Origin of the sequence: Microbacterium sp. Marseille-Q6965, assembly GCF_946151065.1 — a bacterium.
Classification (GTDB): domain Bacteria; phylum Actinomycetota; class Actinomycetes; order Actinomycetales; family Microbacteriaceae; genus Microbacterium.
Window position 1 is genome coordinate 420,868 of sequence record NZ_CAMGZA010000002.1, and the last position, 19,880, is coordinate 440,747.

Genomic DNA, 19,880 nt, shown 5'->3' on the forward strand with positions numbered 1-19,880 from the left:
TGAAACATCGAAAGAGTTTCGGCGGTCATAGCGAGAGGGAAACGCCCGGTCACATTCCGAACCCGGAAGCTAAGCCTCTCAGCGCCGATGGTACTGCAGGGGGGACCCTGTGGGAGAGTAGGACACCGCCGGACACCACTTCACCGGAAGGCCGCCCAACGCAGGGCGGCCTTCCGTCGTTTACACGACAATCACAATCCAACAGCGGTACGGTGCTTCGACGCCGTAGATGAGGGACGGGGACAATGGCTGACGACGCTGAGAGGCGCGAACCGCGCGATCGCAGGGACGGCCCCCGTCGTTCACCGCAGGGCCGGTCGGATCGCGCGTCCTCGGGGCGCGGAGGCGCCCGACCGGATCGGGACGGCGCGCGTCGTGAGAGCGGCCACCGACCGGGCCGCGATGAGGATCGTTACCGCCCGCGCCCGGACCGCGACGGTTCGCGCTCGCAGAGCGGCGGCGGCTCCTCGCGTGAGGGGCGTGGCGACTCGCGTCCGGGTCGTGACGGCTACCGTCTGCGCGGTGAGGAGGGCCGGTTCGCTCCTCGGCAGGAGCGCGACGGAGGCTACCGTCCTCGTCAGGACCGGGCCGGATCCCGGCCGCGTCAGGACGACGACCGCCCCCGCCGCGACGGTGATGCGCGGACTCGCGATGGCGGCTTCCGCCCGCGTCGCGACGACGGCGGCTACCGTCCGCGCCACAGCGACGACGGCTACCGGCCGCGACGCGATCGCGACGAACGGCCTCCGCGCGGGAACGGCGGTCCGGCTCGTGATGGTGGGTACCGTCCGCGTCGGGATGACGATCGTTCGGGCCGTGAGGGTGGTTACCGTCCGCGTGGCGATGACGATCGTTCGGGCCGTGAGGGTGGTTACCGTCCGCGTCGGGATGACGATCGTTCGGGCCGTGAGGGCGGGTACCGTCCGCGTCGGGATGACGATCGGCCGCGCCGCGAGGGCGGCTACCCACCGCGTCGCGACGGCGAGCGTCCCCGCGAGGACGGTCGCGGGCGTCAGGATCGCGAGGGTTACCGTCCGCGTCGTGAAGAGGGGCGGGGCCCCCGTCGCTTCGACGACCGCCCGCGCCGGTTCGAGGGGGACGATCGCGAGCGTCGCCCGTTCGGGGACCGCTCGCGCGGGGACGATCGAGGCTCACGTCCTGAGCGCGGCTCGTCCGACCGCAACGCGGCGCGCCGCTGGGAGGACCGCGATGAGCGGGCGACCGGCCCCCGTCGCGACCGCGACGAGGAGCGTGCGCCGCGCATTCCGGACCCGCACCTGCCCGACGATGTCACGCCGAAGGACCTGCACGGTCAGCAGAACGAGCTCAAGACACTGAGCAAGGAGAACGCCGACCGCGTCGCCCGCCACATCGTGATGGCCGCTCGCCTCATTGATGACGACCCGCAGCTGGCGCATGAGCACGCCCTCGCGGCGGTCCGCCACGCGGGCCGCGTCGCGCTCGCGCGCGAGACGCTGGCGGTCACCGCCTACACCCTGGGCGACTTCGCGCTCGCGCTGCGCGAGCTGCGCACCCTGCGCCGCATCACGGGCCGTAACGACCACGTGGCGATGATCGTCGACTCCGAGCGCGGAGTGGGGCGGCCCGAGAAGGCGCTCGAGGAGGGGCGTGCCGCGGATCGCGAGACGCTCTCGGTCGAGCAGCGCGTCGAACTGGCGATCGCCCTGTCCGGTGCGCGGCTCGATCTGGGTCAGACCGAGCTCGCGCTGGCCGAGCTCGAGATTCCCGAGGCCGATCCGGACCGCGCCTTCCCGTGGAGCCCCGGCCTGTTCGCGGCTCGCGGCGCGGTGCTGGAGGATCTCGGGCGCGAGGACGAGGCCGCCGAGTGGTACACCCGCGCCGAGATCGCCGCGGACGCCATCGAGCAGGAGCTCGCGCAGGGCGACGAGATCCTCGTGGACGAGGTCGAAGAGGTCGACGTCGAACACGACGAGGCGGCCCCGCACGACGAGGATGAGCGCGACGACGAGCGCGAGCCCGCGGACCAAGGCGAGCCCGCCGATCAGGGCCGGGCGGGCGACGACGCCCCGTCGGGCGACGAGGGTGCGCCGAACGACGCGTCCGACGCGGACGGGGCGGGCGCGGACGAGCCCGGGACGCCCGCGGCAGGCGGCGCCGCGGACGAGACGTACACGATCGAGGACGAGGTCGACGAGATCCTCGCCCAGGCCGGCATCACCGACGCCGGCCAGGCACCGGACACCGACGATGAGGAGGCTGACGGCACCGATGGCGCTGTTCGCTAAGAAGACCGGGCCGGCGCCGCTCGACGGCGTCGACGTGGTGCTCTCGGATCTGGACGGCGTTGTGTATGCGGGCCCCGGCCCGCTGCCGCATGCCGTCGAGAGTCTCACCCGCGCGGCCGCCGAGGGGCGCCGGCTCGGGTACATCACGAACAACGCATCGCGCACCGACGCCACGGTGGCCGAGCACCTGTCCGGCCTGGGCTTGCCCACGCGCCCGGAGGAGATCGTCACGAGCCCGCAGGCCGCCGTGCGGCTGCTGGGCGAGAAGGTCGCCCCCGGCGCGACCGTGCTGGCGGTCGGCGGCGAGGGGCTCGTCGTCGAGCTCGAAAAGGCCGGTTACGCCGTCACCCGCAGCGCCGACGACGCACCGGCCGCCGTCGTGCAGGGCTTCGCCCCCGAGGTGGGGTGGACCCAGCTCGCCGAGGCGGCGTATGCGCTGGCGACGCCCGAGGAGGAAGGCGGCATTCCCTGGATCGCCACCAACACCGACTGGACGATCCCGCAGGCGCGCGGCATCGCCCCGGGCAACGGCACCCTCGTCTCCGCCGTCCACACCGCCGTGGGGCGCCTGGCGACGGTGGCGGGGAAGCCGGAGGCCCCCATCTTCCACGAGGCCGTCGCCCGTTTCCGCGCCGCGAGGCCGCTGTTTCTCGGCGACCGCCTGGACACCGACATCCAGGGTGCTCAGGCGGCGGGAATCGATTCCGCCGTGGTGCTCACCGGCATCGACCGTCCCAAGCACATCCTGGCGGCGCCCTCGCACGCCCGCCCCACCTACATCCTGAGCGATCTGCGCGAGCTGTTCGAGCCGTACCCGCTCGTGAAGCAGCGCGGTGACGTCACGACGGTGCGCGATGCGTCCGTGCGTGTCAGCGGGCCCGACGTCGAGATCGTCTCGGAGGGAAGCGACATCGATCTGCTGCGCGCGGCCGCGCACGCGATCTGGGCGACGGGTCGACAGATCTTCGGGTTCCGCGTGCCCGAGCGGCTCTACGCGGATCCCTTCCACCGTCAGCGGTAGCGTGGAGTCCATGGACAGCGTGATGCCCGACGACGAGCCGGGCGAGGGCCTCGTGAGCCGGGTGCGGGTGATCGAGCAGCAGCCGCTCGCGCAGCGTGCCGCGGCCTATGTGGCGTTGCACGACGAGCTCGCGCGCCGCCTCGAGTCGGCGCCCGGCGAGACCTCCGCCGGCCAGGGCGGCGAGCCGCGGTGAGCGCGCGCCTCGACGCGGCCCTTGCCGCGCGGGGCCTGGCCCGCTCGCGCACTCACGCCGCCACCCTCATCGCGCAGGGGCGCGTCGCCGTCGCCGGTCGCGTGGTGACGAAGCCGTCCGTCCGCGTTGAGGACGACGCCGAGATCCGAGTGGCCACCGACCACTACGTCAGCCGCGGCGCGCACAAGCTCATCGCGGCGCTCGACGGCTTCGGCATCGACGTGGCGGGGAGAGTGGCGCTCGATATGGGGGCGTCCACGGGGGGCTTCACCCAGGTGCTGCGCGAGCGCGGCGCGGAGCCCGTGCTGGCGGTCGACGTGGGGCACGGGCAGCTCGCGCCCGAGGTCGCCGCCGATCCTGGCGTGCATCGGATCGAGGGATTCAACGTCCGCTACATGACGCCCGAGAACCTCGCCGCCGCCGGCGGCGTCGCGGCGGCGCCGCGTGTGGTCACCGGCGACCTCTCTTTCATCTCTCTGACGCATGTCCTGCCGGCCGTTGCGCGGGTCGCGGCGCCCGAGGCCGACATCGTGCTGCTCGTGAAGCCCCAGTTCGAGGTGGGACGCGGCGGCATTCGGGAGGGGATCGTCACCGATCCCGGTCTGCGCGTCACGGCGGCGCTCGACGTGCTGTGGGCCGCGCACGACGCCGGGCTCGGATGCCTCGGCGTGCTGCCGTCGCCCCTCCCGGGCACGCGCGGCAACCGCGAGCTGCTCGTGCATCTGGCGGCGGCCCGCGGGCAGCGTCCCGACGCGTGGACCGCGGCCGTGGAGGCTGCCGCCGGCTAGGGCAGAGGGCGGCGACCCGCCTGTGGATGGCGCCGCGTGCGCCGGCCGATCGGACAGAATGGGTGGGATGGCAAGCGGGGGAGGACCATGACCGAGCGCAGGATCCTCGTCGTCGCGCACGCGCACCGTGACGACACCGTCGAGGCGGCGATGCGGGTGGTCGACGTCCTGCGCCGATCCGGCGCGGTCCCGGTGCTCGATGCGCAGGATCGTGCGGAGCTCGCGGCCGTCGTCCCCGCGTTCGCGGATGTCGCGGTGCTGGGTCAGGACGTGGCGCTGGCCGACGTCGATCTCGCGGTCGTCCTCGGCGGCGACGGCACCATCCTGAGGGCCGCCGAGCTCGTCCGCGACGGCACCGCGCCGGTGTTGGGCATCAACATGGGCCATGTGGGCTTCCTCGCGGAGATCGAACGCGACGACATGGACGAGGCCGTGCGGCGCGCCATCGCCGGCGACTACGACGTCGAGGAGCGCCTGGCACTGGCCGTGAAGGTGCGCGACCGCCGCGGCGAGGTCGTGTTCGAGACCTGGGCGCTGAACGAGGCGTCGATCGAGAAGGACATGCCGGGACGCATGATCGAGGTCGTGCTCGAGATCGACGGTCGCCCCCTGTCGAGCTTCGGCGCCGACGGCTGCGTCGTGTCGACGCCGACCGGCTCGACCGCATACGCGTTCTCGGCCGGCGGCCCGGTGATCTGGCCGACCGTGCAGGCGATCGCCGTCGTGCCCGTGTCGGCCCACGCGCTGTTCGCGCGGCCCCTGGTGGTGGGGCCGGAGCACACCGTCGCGCTGGAGGTGAAGGGCGGCATCGGTGGGTCAGGCGAGCTGTGGTGCGACGGCCGCCGCTCCCACCCGCTGCCGCCGGGCGCGCGCGTCACGGTGCGGCGCTCCGACCGGCCCGTGCGCCTGGCGCGCTTGCACCCGGCCGCCTTCACCGACCGTCTCGTGCGCAAGTTCCAGCTGCCCGTGCACGGCTGGCGCGGGCCCACGGGGACGATGATGACCGACGCCGTGAGCGTCGTGCCGATGCGAGGCGACGGGGAGCCGGCCCCCTCCGCCGCGCCGTCCGCCGCGCTTCCGGGAGGTGCCGACACGTGATCGAAGAGATGCGCCTGCGCGACCTCGGGGTGATCGCCGAGGCCGTGCTGCCGTTCGGACCGGGCTTCACCGCCGTGACGGGCGAGACCGGCGCCGGCAAGACGATGGTCGTGACCGGCCTCGGCCTGCTGCTCGGCGCGCGTGCCGACTCCGGCGCCGTGCGCGCGGGCGCGCCGCAGGCGTCGGTGGAGGGGGTGTGGACCGTTCCCGAGAACGGGGCCGTCGCCGAGCGCGTGCGCGAAGCGGGCGGGGACCTCGAGCCGATCGGTGCCGGCCGCGCCGAGCTGTACCTCTCACGCAGCCTCTCCGCGGAGGGACGCAGCCGCGCGGGGGTGGGCGGGCGCACCCGCTCCCGCCGGGGTGCTGGCCGACCTCGCCGAGCACCTCGTGGCCGTGCACGGTCAGTCCGAGCAGCTGCGGCTGAAGTCGGCGGCCGCGCAGCGCGATGCGCTCGACCGCTTCGGCGGCGAGACCGTCGGCGCGGCGCTTTCCGCGTACCGAGAGGCGTTCGAGGCCTGGCGCGCGGTCGATCGCGAGCTCACCACGCTGACGACCGAGCGGGATGCCCGCGCCGCCGAGGCCGACGCGCTGCGCCAGACCCTCGCCGAGATCGAGCAGGTCGCGCCCGAGCCCGGCGAGGACGAGGCGCTTGCGGAGCGCGCCGAACGGCTCGCGAATGCCGAGGAGCTCCGCGCCGCCGCCGCCCTCGCGCGCGAGGGTCTGTCGAGCGAGGAGGGCGCACCCGACGTGTCGTCGATCCTGGCCGAGGCCCGGCGCGCGCTGGAGCGCGCGGGGGACGCGACCCTCACCGGGATCGCCGAGCAGCTCGCCGACCTCGGCTACCGCGTGGCAGACCTCGCGGTGGAGCTGTCGGGATTCCTCGCCGACCTGGATGAGACGGGGCCGCAGGAGCTTGCGGCGGTCGAGGAGCGCCGTGCCGCCGTGGCGTCGCTCGTCCGCGTGCACGGATCGCTCGACGCGGCGATCGCCCTGCTCGAGACGGGCTCGTCGCGGCTGGCGGAGCTCGACGACGACGGCGACCGGATCGAGCGCCTTGCCGCGCAGCGCGACGAGGCCCGCGCCGACCTGGACGCGCGCGCGGCGGCGCTGACGGCGGCGCGCACGGAGGCGGCCGCGCGGCTCTCCGAGGCCGTGACCGACGAGCTGCATGCCCTCGCGATGCCGGACGCCACCCTGACGGTCGCGGTGAGCCAGGGCGCGGAATCCGCCCACGGCCGCGACGAGGTGTCGTTCCTGCTCGCCCCGCACCCGGGTGCCGAGCCCCGCCCCGTCGCCAGGGGCGCCTCGGGCGGCGAGCTGAGCCGCGTGATGCTGGCGATCGAGGTCGTCATCGCCGGCACCGACCCCGTGCCGACGTTCGTCTTCGACGAGGTCGACGCCGGCATCGGCGGCGCGGCCGCCATCGAGGTGGGCAGGCGCCTGGCCAAGCTCGCGGAGACCTCGCAGGTGATCGCCGTCACGCATCTGGCCCAGGTGGCGGCGTTCGCGAACAATCACCTGAGCGTGGTGAAGGCGAGCGACGGCACCGTCACCACCTCGAGCGTCCGGGTGCTGGACGGGGCGGACCGGGAGGCCGAGATGGCCCGGCTGCTCTCCGGCATGTCCGACTCCGACGCGGCCCTCACCCACGCGCGCGAGCTGCTGCAGCTCCGCCCGGTGGGGGTATGAGCGACGGCAGCCCCGCCGGCACGCATGAGGGGCGCCCGTCCGGCGCGACCGGAGGGAACGACGCCGATCCGCTGCCGCCCGGCGCGACCCGCCTGGAGACCCGCCGGCCGAGCCGCCTCTACGTTTGGCTTGCCGGGATCCTGCGACGGCTCGAGAAGACCGCGGGTGTACGCGGCTCGGCTGCGGCGACCGCCTCCGCGTGGATCGCGCTTGCCGTGCTCGGGGCCGTGCTGCTGCTGGGGCCGGTGATCAACGCGCCCAAGACGCTCGACGACTACCTGAATGCTGCCGAGACCGGCACCGAGACCTGGATCGCTCGCGAGTTCCGCGCCGACTACGAGGTGGTGCGCCGCGACGACGGCGGGCTCGAGCTGCACGTGGAGGAGCGGATCACCGCCTTCTTCACGGACGACAGCGACGAGACGTCCATCGAGCGCACGATCCTCTCGGAGTACGACGGGCGCGATGTCGGGCCCGTGCTGGTCGGGGCGCGCTTCGATGGCGAGGCGGTCGACCCGGACGTGCGCGAGAGCCCGACCCAGACGACGTACCGGATCGAGACCGGAGAGCGCCTGCAGGGCGACCACGAGCTCGTGCTGCGGTACACCCTGCGCGACGTGCTGAGCGAGACGACCAACGAGAGCACCGGCCGCGCGGAGCAGCTGTTCGAATGGGACGCGTTCGGGCCGGACTGGTCGCAGGGCACGGCCGCCATCGATCTGTCCCTCTCGGTTCCGCACGAGCTCGTGGACTCCTACGCACGTCAGCCCCGCGCGATGCTCGGGTGGCTGTTCGTGTCCGACACGTCGACGCTCGAGCCCGACGCCGTCGGCGCCGACGCGGTGACCTATCGCGTCACGAACGAGCAGAATCTCCCGCCCGACGCGCAGCTGCGACTCACGCTGGCCTTCCAGCCGGGTACGTTCGCGACGGCGCCGGAGACCTGGCTGTACTGGGTGATGGTGATCGGCCCGTTCGCCCCGCTGCTCCTCATGGGCGTCGTGCTGCTGTTCGCGCTCGCCGCCCGGGCCGTGATCTGGCGGGATGCGCCCGGTGGCGCCTGGTACCTGCCGCAGCACGAGCCCCCGAAGGGGGTGGACGTCGCGCTCGCGGCGCGCGTCTGGCGGGCGGTGCGCGCGGCCCCCCTCGCCGAGGCGCTGGAGGATTACCGACGCGGGGAGGGCGGCGCCCGCCAGCTTGCCATGGAAGCGCATCGCGCCGGCCGACTGCGCGCGCTGCCGCGGGCCTGGAAGCGATATGTGGGCGGGGCCTGGCGGGAGACGTTCGCGCGCGGGTACCGCCGGGTGCCTCGCGGCGTCGTGCGCACCTCCTTCCTGCTGGCGGCGCTGGCACTGCCGCTGCTGCAGCTGGGGCTCGCCAGGCAGCTCTCGCATCAGTTCTCGCTCAGCCGCTACTGGTGGCCGGTCGCGGTCGTCGCCGTCACGATCGGCCTCGCCGTCGCCGTGCTCACCATCGTCCTGACCGACCGGCCGCTGACGCGCAAGGGGGCGGCGCTGCGCGAGCACCTGATGGGGATGCGTGACTCCATCCGCATCACCCGTCTCGAGGAGCGCGGGGGCCTGCGCGACCCGATGCTGCCGTACGCCGTCCTGTTCGCACGCCCGCGCCGCGCCGCCGCCATCGTCCGGCGCGCCGCGAGCGATGCCGGGGTGTCGCTCGAGCTGCCCGCCGGCTTCGGCCGGGTGGACGCGACGCGGATCGCGCGGCGGGTGGCCGCGGCGCTGGCCGTGGCGGCGGCGGTGGTCGTGCCCAGCGTGTTCGTGTCGCCCGTGGCCGAGCCCGGCTTCGGACCGAGCTGGGACAGGGAGGAGCTGCCCGGCCACTACGGCGTGGCCGCGACGTCCTTCGAGGCGCGCGCGGAGCTGACCGGGGGTGCCGATCCGACGCTCGTCGTCGTCGAGACCATGGAGCTGACCGTGGCCGACCGGCCCACGGTGCCGCAGCTGATGCGCGAATGGACGGATCGGTCCCAGGGGCACGACGCGGGGCTGCGGGTCACCTCCGTCACCATCGATGGCGAGCCCGTGGAATTCGTCACGGACGTCGCGCACGAGCGCACCCGGCTGCGCACGCTCATCCCTGACACCTGGGCGGGCGAGCACGAGGCGGTCGTGCGATACGAGATGACCGATCCGATCGCCGAGGTGGGCACGGGGGAGCAGCGGATCCAGCAGCTGCGCTGGATCGCGCTCGACGCCCGCTCGGACTGGGCGTGGAGCCTGCCGGACATCTTCCTCGATCGGCTCGCCTTCCAGCTGACCGTGCCCCGCGAGGTCGCCGACGCCGCGGTCGGCGTCAGCGGTGCGATCGACTCCGGACCCGATACGCGCACGGTGCTCGACGAGACGGACGTGCGCGAGCTCGACCGCGTCACCACGGGCGACACCGTGCTGTTCAGCGAGACGTGGGACGGGGACCGCGACGCCGACTACTTCACGAGCCCCGACTATGCCGCAAGCGGCGACCTGGGGGTGCAGCTGCAGTTCCCGGAGGGCACGTTCCCCTCCGCCGACGACGACGGCTGGGTCTGGTGGGCCGGTGTGCGGCTGCTTGCCGTGTGGGGAAGTCTCGTGCCAGGGTTCGTCGCGCTCGCCGCCGTGGTCGCCGGGATCGCCGGGGCGCTTCGGCGGCGCCCCGTGTCGCGAGCGGCGTGGGACCGGTCCGTGTGGATGGCGCCCGCGTTCACCCTCGCGCAGGCGGTGCTGTTCGTCTGGGCGACCGCCGACGCCACCGGAGACGAGATCTACTTCGTCGTCCCCGGCCTCCTCGTGCTGGTCAACCTCGCCGCCACGACGACGGCGGTCATCGTCGCGGTGCGGCGACGGCGCTGAGGACGGCGCTCCTGTGGCACGCTGGAAGGAAGCCCCGCGCGGCGCGCCGATCCACGCCTGGCGCGCCGGCCCGCCACCCCGACTGTTAGGATAGAAGCCCGTGATGCAGACCACTTCTGAGGGCAACGCGGGTACGACGACCAAGCAGATCTTCGTGACGGGCGGTGTCGTCTCCTCCCTCGGTAAGGGGCTCACGGCCGCGAGTCTCGGCAATCTCCTGACCGCACGCGGGCTGCATGTCGTGATGCAGAAGCTCGACCCGTATCTGAACGTCGATCCCGGGACGATGAACCCGTTCCAGCACGGCGAGGTCTTCGTGACCGACGACGGCGCCGAGACCGACCTCGACATCGGGCACTACGAGCGGTTCCTCGACGTCAACCTCAGCCAGGCGGCCAACGTGACGACGGGTCAGATCTACTCGCAGGTCATCGCGCGCGAGCGCCGCGGCGAGTACCTCGGCGACACGGTGCAGGTGATCCCGCACATCACGGACGAGATCAAGCGCCGCATGCGCCTGCAGGCCGAGGCCGACCCGCAGCCCGACGTCATCATCACGGAGGTCGGCGGCACGGTGGGCGACATCGAGTCGCAGCCGTTCCTGGAGGCCGCGCGCCAGCTGCGTCACGAGCTCGGGCGGGACAACGTCTTCTTCGTGCACGTCTCGCTCGTGCCGTTCATGGGGGCATCGGGGGAGCAGAAGACCAAGCCGACGCAGCACTCCGTGGCCGCGCTGCGCCAGGTCGGCATCCAGCCCGACGCGCTCGTGCTGCGCAGCGACCGCCCGGTGACCGAGGCGAACATGCGCAAGATCGCCCTCATGTGCGACGTCGAGACCGAGGGCGTCGTCAACACCGTGGACCTGCCGAGCATCTACGACATCCCCTCCACCCTCAACGATCAGGGGCTGGACTCGTACATCGTGCGCCGGCTGGGCCTGACGAAGGCCGCCGAGGTGGACTGGACGCGCTGGAACCGCGTGCTGCAGGCCGTGCACAACCCCAAGCACGAGGTCACGATCGGCCTCGTCGGCAAGTACATCGACCTGCCCGACGCCTACCTCTCGGTGACCGAGGCGATCAAGGCCGGCGGGTTCGCCCAGGAGACGAAGGTCAACATCCGCTGGATCCCCTCGGACCTGTGCGAGACGCCGGACGGCGCGCGCGAGCAGCTCGCGGAGCTCGACGGCATCTGCATCCCCGGCGGCTTCGGCATCCGAGGCATCGAGGGCAAGCTCGGCGCGCTCCGCTTCGCCCGCGAGCAGGGCATCCCGACGCTGGGGCTGTGCCTGGGCCTGCAGTGCATGGTGATCGAGTACGCCCGCAACGTGGCGGGGATCGAGGGCGCCTCCTCGAGCGAGTTCGACCCCGAGACGCCCGCCGCCGTCATCGCCACGATGGCCGAGCAGGTCGAGATCCTCGAGGGCGGCGACCTGGGCGGCACGATGCGCCTGGGTCTGTACCCCGCCCGGCTCGCGGAGGGCTCGCTCGCCGCCGACGTCTACGGCGCCACCGAGGTCGAGGAGCGTCACCGTCACCGCTACGAGGTCAACAACACCTACCGCGACCGCATCGCGGAGTCGGGCCTGGTCTTCTCGGGCATCAACCCCGACCTCGACCTCGTCGAGTTCGTCGAGCTGCCGCGCGACGTGCACCCGTACTACATCGCCACGCAGGCCCACCCGGAGCTGCGCTCGCGGCCGTCCAACCCGCACCCGCTGTTCCGCGGCCTCGTCGCGGCGGCGCTCGACCGTCACCGTGCCGGCGAGCTCTTCGAGGTCGAGGACGTCGAGGCCGGGGCCGAGGCCTGACATGTCGCTGCGGGACGAGCCGGGTGGCGTCCCGGTCCTCCACTCGGCCGTGGGGTACCACGGCCGAGTGTGGGACGTCGTCGAGGACCGGATCGACTACAACGGCCAGGAGCTCTTCCGCCACTACATCGCGCACCCCGGTGCGGCGGCCATCGTCGCGATCGACGACGACGAGCGGGTGCTGCTGATCCAGCAGTACCGACACCCGATCTCCTCGCGCGAGTGGGAGATTCCGGCGGGGCTGCACGACGTGGCGGGGGAGGACCACCTGGCGGGCGCGCAGCGAGAGCTCGCCGAGGAGGCGGATCTCGTGGCCGCGCACTGGGAGAGCCTCGGCACGTTCGCCCTGAGCCCCGGCAGCAGCGCGGAACGGATCGACCTGTACCTGGCCACCGGCCTCAGCCCCGCGCCCGAGACGTTCGCCCGCGAGGACGAGGAATCCGACATGCGGCTCGAGTGGGTGCCGCTCGAGGAGGTGCTGCGGGCGATTCGTGAGGGGCGCTTCGGCAACGCGACGCTCGCGCTCGGCGTGCTGCTGGCCGCGGATCGGATCCGCTCCCGCGAGGCCTGATGCGCGTCGAGCGCGCGGTCGACGCGTACCTCAGGCACGTGACGATCGAGCGCGGGCTGAGCGACCACACCGTCGCCGCCTACCGCCGCGACCTCGCCGCCTACGGCGAGTGGCTCGCGGAGCGGGGGATCGACGACACCAACGAGGTCAGCGCCGCGATCCTGGCCGAGTTCGCCGCCGAGCGCGCGTCGGCCGATCCGCCGCCCGCGGCCTCCTCGCTCGCCCGGCTGCAGTCATCCGTGCGCGGCCTCCACCGCTTCTTGGCGCGAGAGGGACACGCCGACGATGACCCCGCCCAGCGGCTGCGACCGCCGAAGCAGCCGCGCCGCCTTCCGAAGGCGCTCTCGATCGAGCAGGTGGAGCGTCTGCTGCAGGCCCCGCCGGCGGAGGAGCCGCTCGGCATCCGGGATCGGGCGCTGCTGGAACTGCTGTACGCCACCGGCGCGCGCGTCTCGGAGGCCGTGGGCCTGGATGTCGACGATCTCGCGCACGGCGACGTCGTACGGCTGCGCGGCAAGGGGTCGAAGGAGCGGATCGTGCCGGTCGGCTCGTACGCCCGCGCCGCCGTCGACGCCTACCTCACGCGGGTGCGGCCAGACCTCGCCACGCGCGGCACCGCGTCGCCGAAGCTCTTCCTCGGGGCGCGCGGCCGGCCGTTGTCGCGCCAGAGCGCGTGGCTCGTGATCCAGTCGGCGGCCGAACGGACCCAGCTGAGCGCCCACGTCTCGCCGCACACGCTGCGGCATTCGTTCGCCACGCACCTGCTGCAGGGCGGTGCCGATGTGCGGGTGGTGCAGGAACTGCTGGGCCACGCCTCGGTCGCGACGACGCAGATCTACACGCACGTCACGGTCGACACCCTCCGCGACATCTACGCGACGAGTCACCCCCGCGCTCGCTGATCCCGCCGCCTTCGGTGCCCTCCGGGCGCGGCGTGCTTCGCACGCGGCGCGAGATCTCCGCGACCCCGCCGGCCCCGGGCGCGTCAGGCGGGCCCGGAACCGGCCCGTGACTAGAATCGAGGGATCGCAGCACAGGCAGGAGCATCGGTGACGGAGAAGGCCAAGACCTCCACGAAGGACGAGCCCGTGCTCGGACCGACGGGACGTCCGTACCAGGGCTTCCCGACGCCTCCGAAGCTCGATCGGCACGGCCCCGCGCGCATCATCGCGCTGTGCAACCAGAAGGGCGGCGTCGGGAAGACGACCACCTCGATCAACCTGGCCGCGTCGTTGGCGGAGTACGGACGCAAGGTGCTCGCGATCGACTTCGATCCGCAGGGCGCGCTGTCGGCGGGCCTCGGCGTGCAGACCCATGACGTTCCCACGATCTACGACCTGCTGCTGGACACCAAGCGCGACCCGCGCGAGGCCATCGTGCGCACGGCAACCGAGGGCCTCGACCTCATCCCCGCCAACATCGACCTGTCGGCGGCGGAGGTGCACCTCGTCAACGAGGTGGCGCGCGAGAGCATCCTGTCGCACGTGCTGCGCCGCGTCGCGGCCGACTACGACGTCATCCTCGTCGACTGCCAGCCGTCCCTCGGCCTGCTCACCGTCAACGCCCTCACCGCGGCGCACGGCGTGCTGATCCCGCTCGAGTGCGAGTTCTTCGCCCTGCGCGGCGTCGCGCTGCTCATCGAGACGATCGAGAAGGTGAAGGATCGCCTCAACCCGGCGCTCGACCTGGACGGCCTGCTCGCGACGATGTACGACCCGCGCACCCTGCATTCGCGCGAGGTGCTGGAGCGGATCGTCGAGACGTTCGGCGAGAAGGTGTTCGAGACCGTCATCGGTCGCACCGTGAAGTTCCCCGACGCCTCGGTCGCCGGTCAGCCCATCACCGAGTACGCGCCGGAGCACCCGGCGGCGCAGGCGTACCTGCGGCTCGCGCGGGAGCTCGTGGCGCGCGGCGCCGTGGCATAGGGACGATGGCCGGCCCCGGTCAGCCCGATCGGCCCGATCCCGACGGGGGCGCTCCGGCCGAGGAGAGCGGCGCGGACGAGCGGTCGTTCCGCGTCTCGCTGTCGAACTTCGACGGCCCGTTCGATCTGCTGCTGCAGCTCATCTCGAAGCACGAGATGGACATCACGGAGATCGCCCTCAGCAAGGTGACGGACGAGTTCATCGCCTATCTGCGCGACCTCGACTCGGGCGAGGACCTCGACCAGGCCAGCGAGTTCCTCGTCGTGGCCGCGACGCTGCTCGACATGAAGGTGGCGGGGCTGCTGCCGCAGGGCGAGCTGGTCGACGCCGAGTCGGTGGCGCTGCTGGAGGCCCGTGATCTGCTGTTCGCGCGCCTGCTGCAGTACCGCGCGTTCAAGGAGGCGTCGGCATGGTTCGCCGATCGGCTACGGGCGGAGGAGGGGCGGCACGCACGCAGCGTGCCGCTGGACCCGAAGTACCGCTCGCGCACACCGGAGCTGGTGTGGACCCTGTCGCCCGACGATTTCGCGGCGCTCGCCATCCTCGCCATGACGCCGCGGGACATCCCGACCGTCGGGCTGGATCACCTGCACGCGCCGCTCGTGAGCATCCGGGAGCAGGCCGCGATCGTCGTCTCCGCGTTGCGCAGCGCCGAGACGCTGACGTTCCGCGAGCTCATCGCCGGCGTGACGCAGGCGGGCGTCGTCGTGGCCCGATTCATCTCGGTGCTGGAGCTGTACCGGCACGCGGCCATCTCGTTCGAGCAGCTCGAGCCCCTCGGCGAGCTGACACTGCGTTGGACGGCCGAGCACTGGTCCGAGGAAACGCTGGCGACCCTGGGAGCCGACTATGACCGATGACAGCGCGACCGAGGCGGCGGCGATGCGACCCGATCCGGTCGTCCCGGAGGAGAGCGCCCGGCCGGAGCCGGTGGGCACCGTGCCGCAGCGGCTCGAGGCGATCCTCCTCATCGCCGATGAGCCGCTGAGCGTGGTGAACCTCGCCACGGCGGTCGGTGCGCCCGTGCCCGCGGTGCGGCAGGCGCTCGAGGCGCTCGTCGCGGACTACGACGGCGCCGACGGCGGGCGCCGCCGTGGCTTCGAGCTGCGCGAGGTGGGCGGCGGCTGGCGCATGTACGTGCGCGGCGAGTTCGACGGCCTCGTCGCCGACTTCATCGGCGGGCAGGCGCCGGCGCGCCTGTCGCAGGCCGCGCTCGAGACGCTCGCCGTCATCGCCTACAAGCAGCCCGTCACGCGCTCGCAGGTCGCATCGATCCGTGCCGTGAACGTCGACTCCGTCGTGCGTACCCTGCTGGCGCGCGGTCTGATCACCGAACTGTTCACCGATCCCGAGACCGGCGCGATCAACTACGGCACGACCGATCTGCTTCTGCAGCAGCTGGGCATCAACTCCCTCGACGAGCTGCCGCCGATCTCGCCGCTGCTCGATGACGGGGCCGACGGCTTCGACGACGTCGCCTGATCTCGGCGGCGATTGGGGCGGGGCCGCGCCGGTCTGGGATCCTTGACGGTATGGAGTCGAACGACGCGGGTGAGGGCACCCGGCTGCAGAAGGTGCTCGCGAACGCCGGGGTCGCGTCGCGACGCGCCTCGGAGCAGCTGATCGTCGAGGGTCGGGTGCGCGTGAACGGCGCCGTGGTCACCGAGCTCGGAACGCGAATCGACCCCCAGCGCGACCTCGTCGACGTCGACGGCACCGCCGTCCAGCTGGATGCCTCCAAGCGCTACGTCATGCTGAACAAGCCCACAGGCGTGGTCAGCTCCATGCGAGACGACCGCGGCCGGCCCGATCTGCGCCGCTTCACGAAGGACTGGCCGGAGCGGCTGTTCAACGTGGGCCGGCTGGACGCCGACACGAGCGGGCTGCTCGTGCTCACGAACGACGGCGAGCTCGCCCAGGTGCTCGCGCACCCCTCGTTCGGGGTGACGAAGGTGTACATCGCCAAGGTGCGCGGCACGGTCACGGCGCAGACGATCGCGCGCCTCACGCGCGGGATCGAGCTGGAGGACGGTCCGATCCGGGCCGACAAGGCGCGCCTGCTCGACGCGTCCGCCGGATCGAGCCTGGTGGAGCTGACGCTGCACTCCGGGCGCAACCGCATCGTGCGGCGCATGATGGCCGAGGTCGGGCACCCGGTGCTCGAGCTCGTGCGGCGCCAATTCGGCCCCTTGCACCTGGGAACCCTCCCAGTGGGTCGCGCGCGCGAGTTGACTAAGGTGGAACTCGGCGCCCTGCTGACGCTTTCGCGGACGGCGCCGAACGCTCCGTCGGCCGGCGTGGAGCACGAGGCCGACGCCGATCGGGAGGGGACGCAGTGAGCGATACACGCGTGCGTGCCGACGGCACCGTGCCCGGTCGCGTCGCGCGTGTCTCCGGCACCGTCCGGATCGTCGGCGCGGGCCTGCTGGGTGCGAGCATCGGGCACGCGCTGATGCGCGCGGGTGTCGACGTGGCCCTGGCCGACACCTCGCCCACGCAGCTGCGGCTCGCCGTCGACTACGGTGCCGGTCGCGAGGCCGCCCCCGGAGACCGCCCCGCGCTTGTCGTCGTGTGCGTGCCGCCCGACGTCGTCGCCGACGTCATCGAGGCCGAGCTGCGCGCCCACCCCGACGCGGTGGTGACCGACGTGGCCTCCGTCAAGCTGCAGCCGCTGCGGGAGCTGCGCCGTCGCGGCGTGGACCTCGCGCGCTACATCGGCTCGCACCCCATGGCCGGACGCGAGCGGGGCGGGGCGATCTCGGCGCGCTCCGACATCTTCGCGGGCCGGCCGTGGGTGATCTGCCGCGACGGCGAGACGGCCGCCGGCGACCTCTCGCTCGTGGAGTCGCTCGCGCTCGACCTGGGGGCCGTCCCCATCGAGATGACCCCGGAGGAGCACGACCGATCGGTCGCGCTCGTCTCGCACGTGCCGCAGGTGGTGGCCTCGCTCCTCGCCTCGCGCTTCGTCGGCGCGCCCGACGAAGCGCTCGGACTGGCCGGCCAGGGAGTGCGCGACACCACGCGGATCGCGCACTCCGCCCCCGGACTGTGGGTGCAGATCCTCGACGCGAACGCCGGTCCGGTCGTGGAGGTGCTCGACGCGCTCGCGGCGGACCTGACCGAGCTCTCCGCCGCGCTCCGCGCGACCGACGCTCCGGGCTCCCGGCGGGCCATCGCCGAGGCGATCCGCCGCGGCAACGTCGGGGTCGAGCGCCTGCCCGGCAAGCACGGCCAGCGCCGCACCTTCGCGGCGTTCGTCGTCATGGTCGACGACACCGCCGGTCAGCTCGGGCGTCTGTTCGGCGATCTCGGCGAGCTGGGCGTGAACGTGGAGGACTTCCGCCTCGAGCACTCGCCGGGCGCCCCCCTGGGCCTGGCCGAGATCGCCGTCGAGCGGTCGGCGCTGGAGCCGTGCGTGCAGGGCCTGGAGGCCCGCGGATGGCGGATCGCGAGCACCGACGATGACTGAGCAGACACCGATCATCGCGATCGACGGACCCGCGGGGTCGGGCAAGTCGAGCGTGTCGAAGGAGATCGCGCGACGGCGTGGCTACGGCTACCTCGACACCGGCGCCGGCTATCGCGCGCTGTCGTGGCACGTGCTGCACCGCGGCGCCGACACCGCGGACACCGATGCGGTGCTCACGGCGCTCACCTCCTTCGACCTGCGGCTCGGCCTCGAGCCCGATGACCGCACCGTGACGGTGGGCGGCGTCGACGTGACCCGCGACATCCGCACTCCCGAGGTGACGGCCGCGATCTCGGGCTTCACCCGGGTGCCGGAGGTGCGCGCCTACCTGAACGCGATCTTCCGTCGCCTGGCGGGGGAGTCCGGACTCGGCGGCGTGGTCATCGAGGGGCGTGACATCACCTCGGTGGTGGCGCCCGACGCGCCCGTGCGCATCCTCATGACCGCCTCGCCCGAGGTGCGCGCGCAGCGGCGCGGCCTCGAGTGGGGAGCCGACGCCGCCGAGGTCAAGGAGGCGATCCTGCGCCGCGACGAGTCCGACAGTCATGTGCTGGAGCTCGCCGAGGCCGATCCGGGGGTCGACGTGATCGACACGAGTGAGCTTGATTTCGAGCAGTCCATCGACGCCGTGCTGACGGTGATCGACCGAGAGCTGGGAGGCCGCGATGGCCGCTGAAGAAGAGTACGAGGGCGGCCCCGACCGCCTGGCCGAGCGCATGGCCGAACTGGACGAGGAGCTCGTCGAGGCGCGTGCCGCCGCGCTGCGGCAGAGCCTCGAGGACTACGACCTCGACGAGGAGGACGCGGCGCTGCTCGCGGGGCTCCAGGCCGGTGAGGACGGGATCGAGTACCTGCCCGCCCTTCCCGTGGTGGCGATCGTCGGCCGCCCGAACGTGGGCAAGTCGGCGCTCGTGAACCGCATCCTCGGGCGCCGCGAGGCCGTGGTGGAGGACACCCCCGGCGTCACGCGCGACCGGGTCACCTACAAGGCCGAGTGGATGGATCGGCGCTTCTCGCTCGTCGACACCGGCGGCTGGGAGCCCGACGCGAAGGGCATCGACCGCTCGGTCGCGGCGCAGTCGGAGATCGCCATCGACCTCGCCGACGTCATTCTCTTCGTCGTCGACGCCATCACCGGCGCCACCTCGACCGACGAGCACGTGGTCCGCCTGCTGCGCAAGACGGACAAGCCCGTCTTCCTTGTCGCCAACAAGATCGACGACGCCCGTCAGGAGCCCGAGGCCGCCGCGCTGTGGAACCTCGGACTGGGGGAGCCGCACCCGGTCTCGGCGATCCACGGCCGGGGCGTGGCCGACCTGCTCGACGAGGTCATGAAGGTGCTGCCCGAGGTCTCGGCCGTCGCCAAGCACGAGATCGGCGGACCGCGCCGCGTGGCGATCCTCGGCCGGCCGAACGTCGGCAAGTCGTCGCTGCTGAACAAGGCGGCCGGCGAGGAGCGCGTCGTCGTGAACGACCTGGCCGGCACGACGCGCGACCCCGTGGACGAGGTGGTGGAGCTCGGCGGCAAGATGTGGCGCCTCGTCGACACCGCCGGCATCCGGCGCCGCGTGCACCTGTCGCAGGGCGCGGACTTCTACGCCTCGCTGCGCACCTCCGCCGCGCTGGAGAAGGCCGAGGTCGCGGTCGTCGTGATCGACGTGAGCCAGCCGATCAGTGAGCAGGACGTGCGCATCATCGACCTCGTGCTCGAGTCGGGCCGCGCGCTCGTGCTCGCGTTCAACAAGTGGGACGAGCTGCTGGCCGATGACGCCCGCGGCGGAGAGCGGCGCCGCCTGCTGGAGCGTGAGATCGAGCAGGATCTCGCCCACGTGTCGTGGGCACCGCGCGTGAACATCTCGGCCAAGACCGGCCGCCATCTCGACCGGCTCGTGCCGGCCCTGGAGAAGGCGCTCGCCTCGTGGGATCAGCGCATCCCGACGGGCAAGTTCAACGCGTTCGTCACCGAGCTCGTCCAGGAGCACCCGCACCCGCTGCGCGGGGGTAAGCAGCCGCGCATCCTGTTCGGCACGCAGGCGGGCACGCGCCCGCCCACGTTCGTGCTGTTCACGACGGGCTTCCTCGACCAGGGCTACCGCCGCTTCGTGCAGCGCCGCCTGCGCGAGCTGTACGGCTTCGAGGGCACGCCCATCGTCATCAACATGCGCGTGCGCGAGCGCCGCCAGCGCAAGTAGCGTGG

17 protein-coding genes, 1 rRNA gene and 1 pseudogene are annotated in these 19,880 nt (G+C 72.7%); all 19 read left to right on the top strand.

Annotated features, from left to right (window positions below; translation table 11 throughout):
• Window positions 1–17 precede the first annotated feature (17 nt).
• The 19 genes and pseudogenes from rrf to der all read left to right on the top strand — a co-directional run bounded on the left by rrf (window position 18) and on the right by der (window position 19,875).
• A 5S ribosomal RNA gene (rrf, locus tag N8N77_RS08465) occupies window positions 18–134 on the top strand.
• 367 nt (window positions 135–501) lie between these two features.
• Complete coding sequence (locus N8N77_RS08470; protein WP_261166209.1) at window positions 502–1,338, top strand: hypothetical protein; 837 nt, start codon at window positions 502–504, stop codon at window positions 1,336–1,338.
• A gap of 38 nt (window positions 1,339–1,376) precedes the next feature.
• Window positions 1,377–2,267, top strand: a complete 891-nt coding sequence (locus N8N77_RS08475) for a hypothetical protein (RefSeq protein WP_261166210.1) — start codon at window positions 1,377–1,379, stop codon at window positions 2,265–2,267.
• Window positions 2,251–3,288, top strand: a complete 1,038-nt coding sequence (locus tag N8N77_RS08480) for an HAD-IIA family hydrolase (protein ID WP_261166212.1) — start codon at window positions 2,251–2,253, stop codon at window positions 3,286–3,288. The genes N8N77_RS08475 and N8N77_RS08480 overlap by 17 nt, the downstream gene beginning before the upstream one ends.
• A gap of 10 nt (window positions 3,289–3,298) precedes the next feature.
• A complete protein-coding gene (locus N8N77_RS08485) occupies window positions 3,299–3,481 on the top strand; it encodes a hypothetical protein (RefSeq protein WP_261166213.1) in 183 nt (60 codons plus the stop codon).
• Window positions 3,478–4,269: a TlyA family RNA methyltransferase gene (locus N8N77_RS08490; RefSeq protein WP_261166214.1), complete on the top strand. Its 792-nt coding sequence runs from the start codon at window positions 3,478–3,480 to the stop codon at window positions 4,267–4,269. The genes N8N77_RS08485 and N8N77_RS08490 overlap by 4 nt, the downstream gene beginning before the upstream one ends.
• A gap of 87 nt (window positions 4,270–4,356) precedes the next feature.
• Window positions 4,357–5,367, top strand: coding sequence for an NAD kinase (locus N8N77_RS08495; RefSeq protein ID WP_261166215.1), 1,011 nt, complete (start codon window positions 4,357–4,359; stop codon window positions 5,365–5,367).
• A pseudogene (gene recN, locus N8N77_RS08500) lies at window positions 5,364–7,056 on the top strand (DNA repair protein RecN). Before N8N77_RS08495 ends, recN begins: the two are co-directional and overlap by 4 nt.
• The gene (locus tag N8N77_RS08505) at window positions 7,053–9,908 is read left to right on the top strand and encodes a DUF2207 domain-containing protein (protein ID WP_261166217.1); all 2,856 of its coding nucleotides are present in this window, start codon (window positions 7,053–7,055) and stop codon (window positions 9,906–9,908) included. The pseudogene recN and the gene N8N77_RS08505 overlap by 4 nt, the downstream one beginning before the upstream one ends.
• Before the next feature lie 103 nt (window positions 9,909–10,011).
• Window positions 10,012–11,718, top strand: a complete 1,707-nt coding sequence (locus tag N8N77_RS08510; protein WP_261166218.1) for a CTP synthase — start codon at window positions 10,012–10,014, stop codon at window positions 11,716–11,718.
• A 1-nt stretch (window position 11,719) separates the two neighbouring features.
• Window positions 11,720–12,289: an NUDIX hydrolase gene (locus tag N8N77_RS08515; protein WP_261166220.1), complete on the top strand. Its 570-nt coding sequence runs from the start codon at window positions 11,720–11,722 to the stop codon at window positions 12,287–12,289.
• Complete coding sequence (xerD, locus tag N8N77_RS08520) at window positions 12,289–13,191, top strand: site-specific tyrosine recombinase XerD (RefSeq protein WP_261166221.1); 903 nt, start codon at window positions 12,289–12,291, stop codon at window positions 13,189–13,191. Before N8N77_RS08515 ends, xerD begins: the two co-directional genes overlap by 1 nt.
• 147 nt (window positions 13,192–13,338) lie before the next feature.
• Window positions 13,339–14,214 carry a ParA family protein gene (locus N8N77_RS08525; protein ID WP_261166223.1) on the top strand — a complete coding sequence of 292 codons (876 nt, stop codon included), beginning with the start codon at window positions 13,339–13,341 and terminating at the stop codon, window positions 14,212–14,214.
• Between the two features lie 5 nt (window positions 14,215–14,219).
• On the top strand, window positions 14,220–15,074 hold the full coding sequence (locus tag N8N77_RS08530; protein WP_261166224.1) for a ScpA family protein: 855 nt from the start codon (window positions 14,220–14,222) through the stop codon (window positions 15,072–15,074).
• Window positions 15,064–15,696 (top strand): SMC-Scp complex subunit ScpB, encoded by a 633-nt coding sequence (gene scpB, locus N8N77_RS08535; protein ID WP_396652814.1) that lies wholly within the window; start codon window positions 15,064–15,066, stop codon window positions 15,694–15,696. The genes N8N77_RS08530 and scpB overlap by 11 nt, the downstream gene beginning before the upstream one ends.
• Window positions 15,697–15,746: 50 nt before the next feature.
• Window positions 15,747–16,553: a pseudouridine synthase gene (locus N8N77_RS08540; protein ID WP_261166225.1), complete on the top strand. Its 807-nt coding sequence runs from the start codon at window positions 15,747–15,749 to the stop codon at window positions 16,551–16,553.
• Window positions 16,550–17,683, top strand: a complete 1,134-nt coding sequence (locus N8N77_RS08545; protein ID WP_261166226.1) for a prephenate dehydrogenase — start codon at window positions 16,550–16,552, stop codon at window positions 17,681–17,683. The genes N8N77_RS08540 and N8N77_RS08545 overlap by 4 nt, the downstream gene beginning before the upstream one ends.
• Entirely contained in the window at window positions 17,676–18,359 is a 684-nt protein-coding gene (gene cmk, locus N8N77_RS08550; protein ID WP_261166227.1) for a (d)CMP kinase, read from the top strand. Before N8N77_RS08545 ends, cmk begins: the two co-directional genes overlap by 8 nt.
• Entirely contained in the window at window positions 18,349–19,875 is a 1,527-nt protein-coding gene (der, locus tag N8N77_RS08555) for a ribosome biogenesis GTPase Der (protein WP_261166229.1), read from the top strand. Before cmk ends, der begins: the two co-directional genes overlap by 11 nt.
• The last annotated feature ends 5 nt before the right edge of the window (window positions 19,876–19,880 follow it).

Coding starts and splice junctions, on each gene's coding strand:
- N8N77_RS08480 (WP_261166212.1), top strand. CDS start 2,251: ATGGCGCTGTTCGCTAAGAAGACCGGGCCGGCGCCGCTCGACGGCGTC.
- N8N77_RS08530 (WP_261166224.1), top strand. CDS start 14,220: ATGGCCGGCCCCGGTCAGCCCGATCGGCCCGATCCCGACGGGGGCGCT.
- der (WP_261166229.1), top strand. CDS start 18,349: ATGGCCGCTGAAGAAGAGTACGAGGGCGGCCCCGACCGCCTGGCCGAG.
- scpB (WP_396652814.1), top strand. CDS start 15,064: ATGACCGATGACAGCGCGACCGAGGCGGCGGCGATGCGACCCGATCCG.
- N8N77_RS08475 (WP_261166210.1), top strand. CDS start 1,377: ATGGCCGCTCGCCTCATTGATGACGACCCGCAGCTGGCGCATGAGCAC.
- N8N77_RS08485 (WP_261166213.1), top strand. CDS start 3,299: ATGGACAGCGTGATGCCCGACGACGAGCCGGGCGAGGGCCTCGTGAGC.
- N8N77_RS08495 (WP_261166215.1), top strand. CDS start 4,357: ATGACCGAGCGCAGGATCCTCGTCGTCGCGCACGCGCACCGTGACGAC.
- N8N77_RS08505 (WP_261166217.1), top strand. CDS start 7,053: ATGAGCGACGGCAGCCCCGCCGGCACGCATGAGGGGCGCCCGTCCGGC.
- cmk (WP_261166227.1), top strand. CDS start 17,676: ATGACTGAGCAGACACCGATCATCGCGATCGACGGACCCGCGGGGTCG.
- N8N77_RS08510 (WP_261166218.1), top strand. CDS start 10,012: ATGCAGACCACTTCTGAGGGCAACGCGGGTACGACGACCAAGCAGATC.
- xerD (WP_261166221.1), top strand. CDS start 12,289: ATGCGCGTCGAGCGCGCGGTCGACGCGTACCTCAGGCACGTGACGATC.
- N8N77_RS08540 (WP_261166225.1), top strand. CDS start 15,747: ATGGAGTCGAACGACGCGGGTGAGGGCACCCGGCTGCAGAAGGTGCTC.
- N8N77_RS08515 (WP_261166220.1), top strand. CDS start 11,720: ATGTCGCTGCGGGACGAGCCGGGTGGCGTCCCGGTCCTCCACTCGGCC.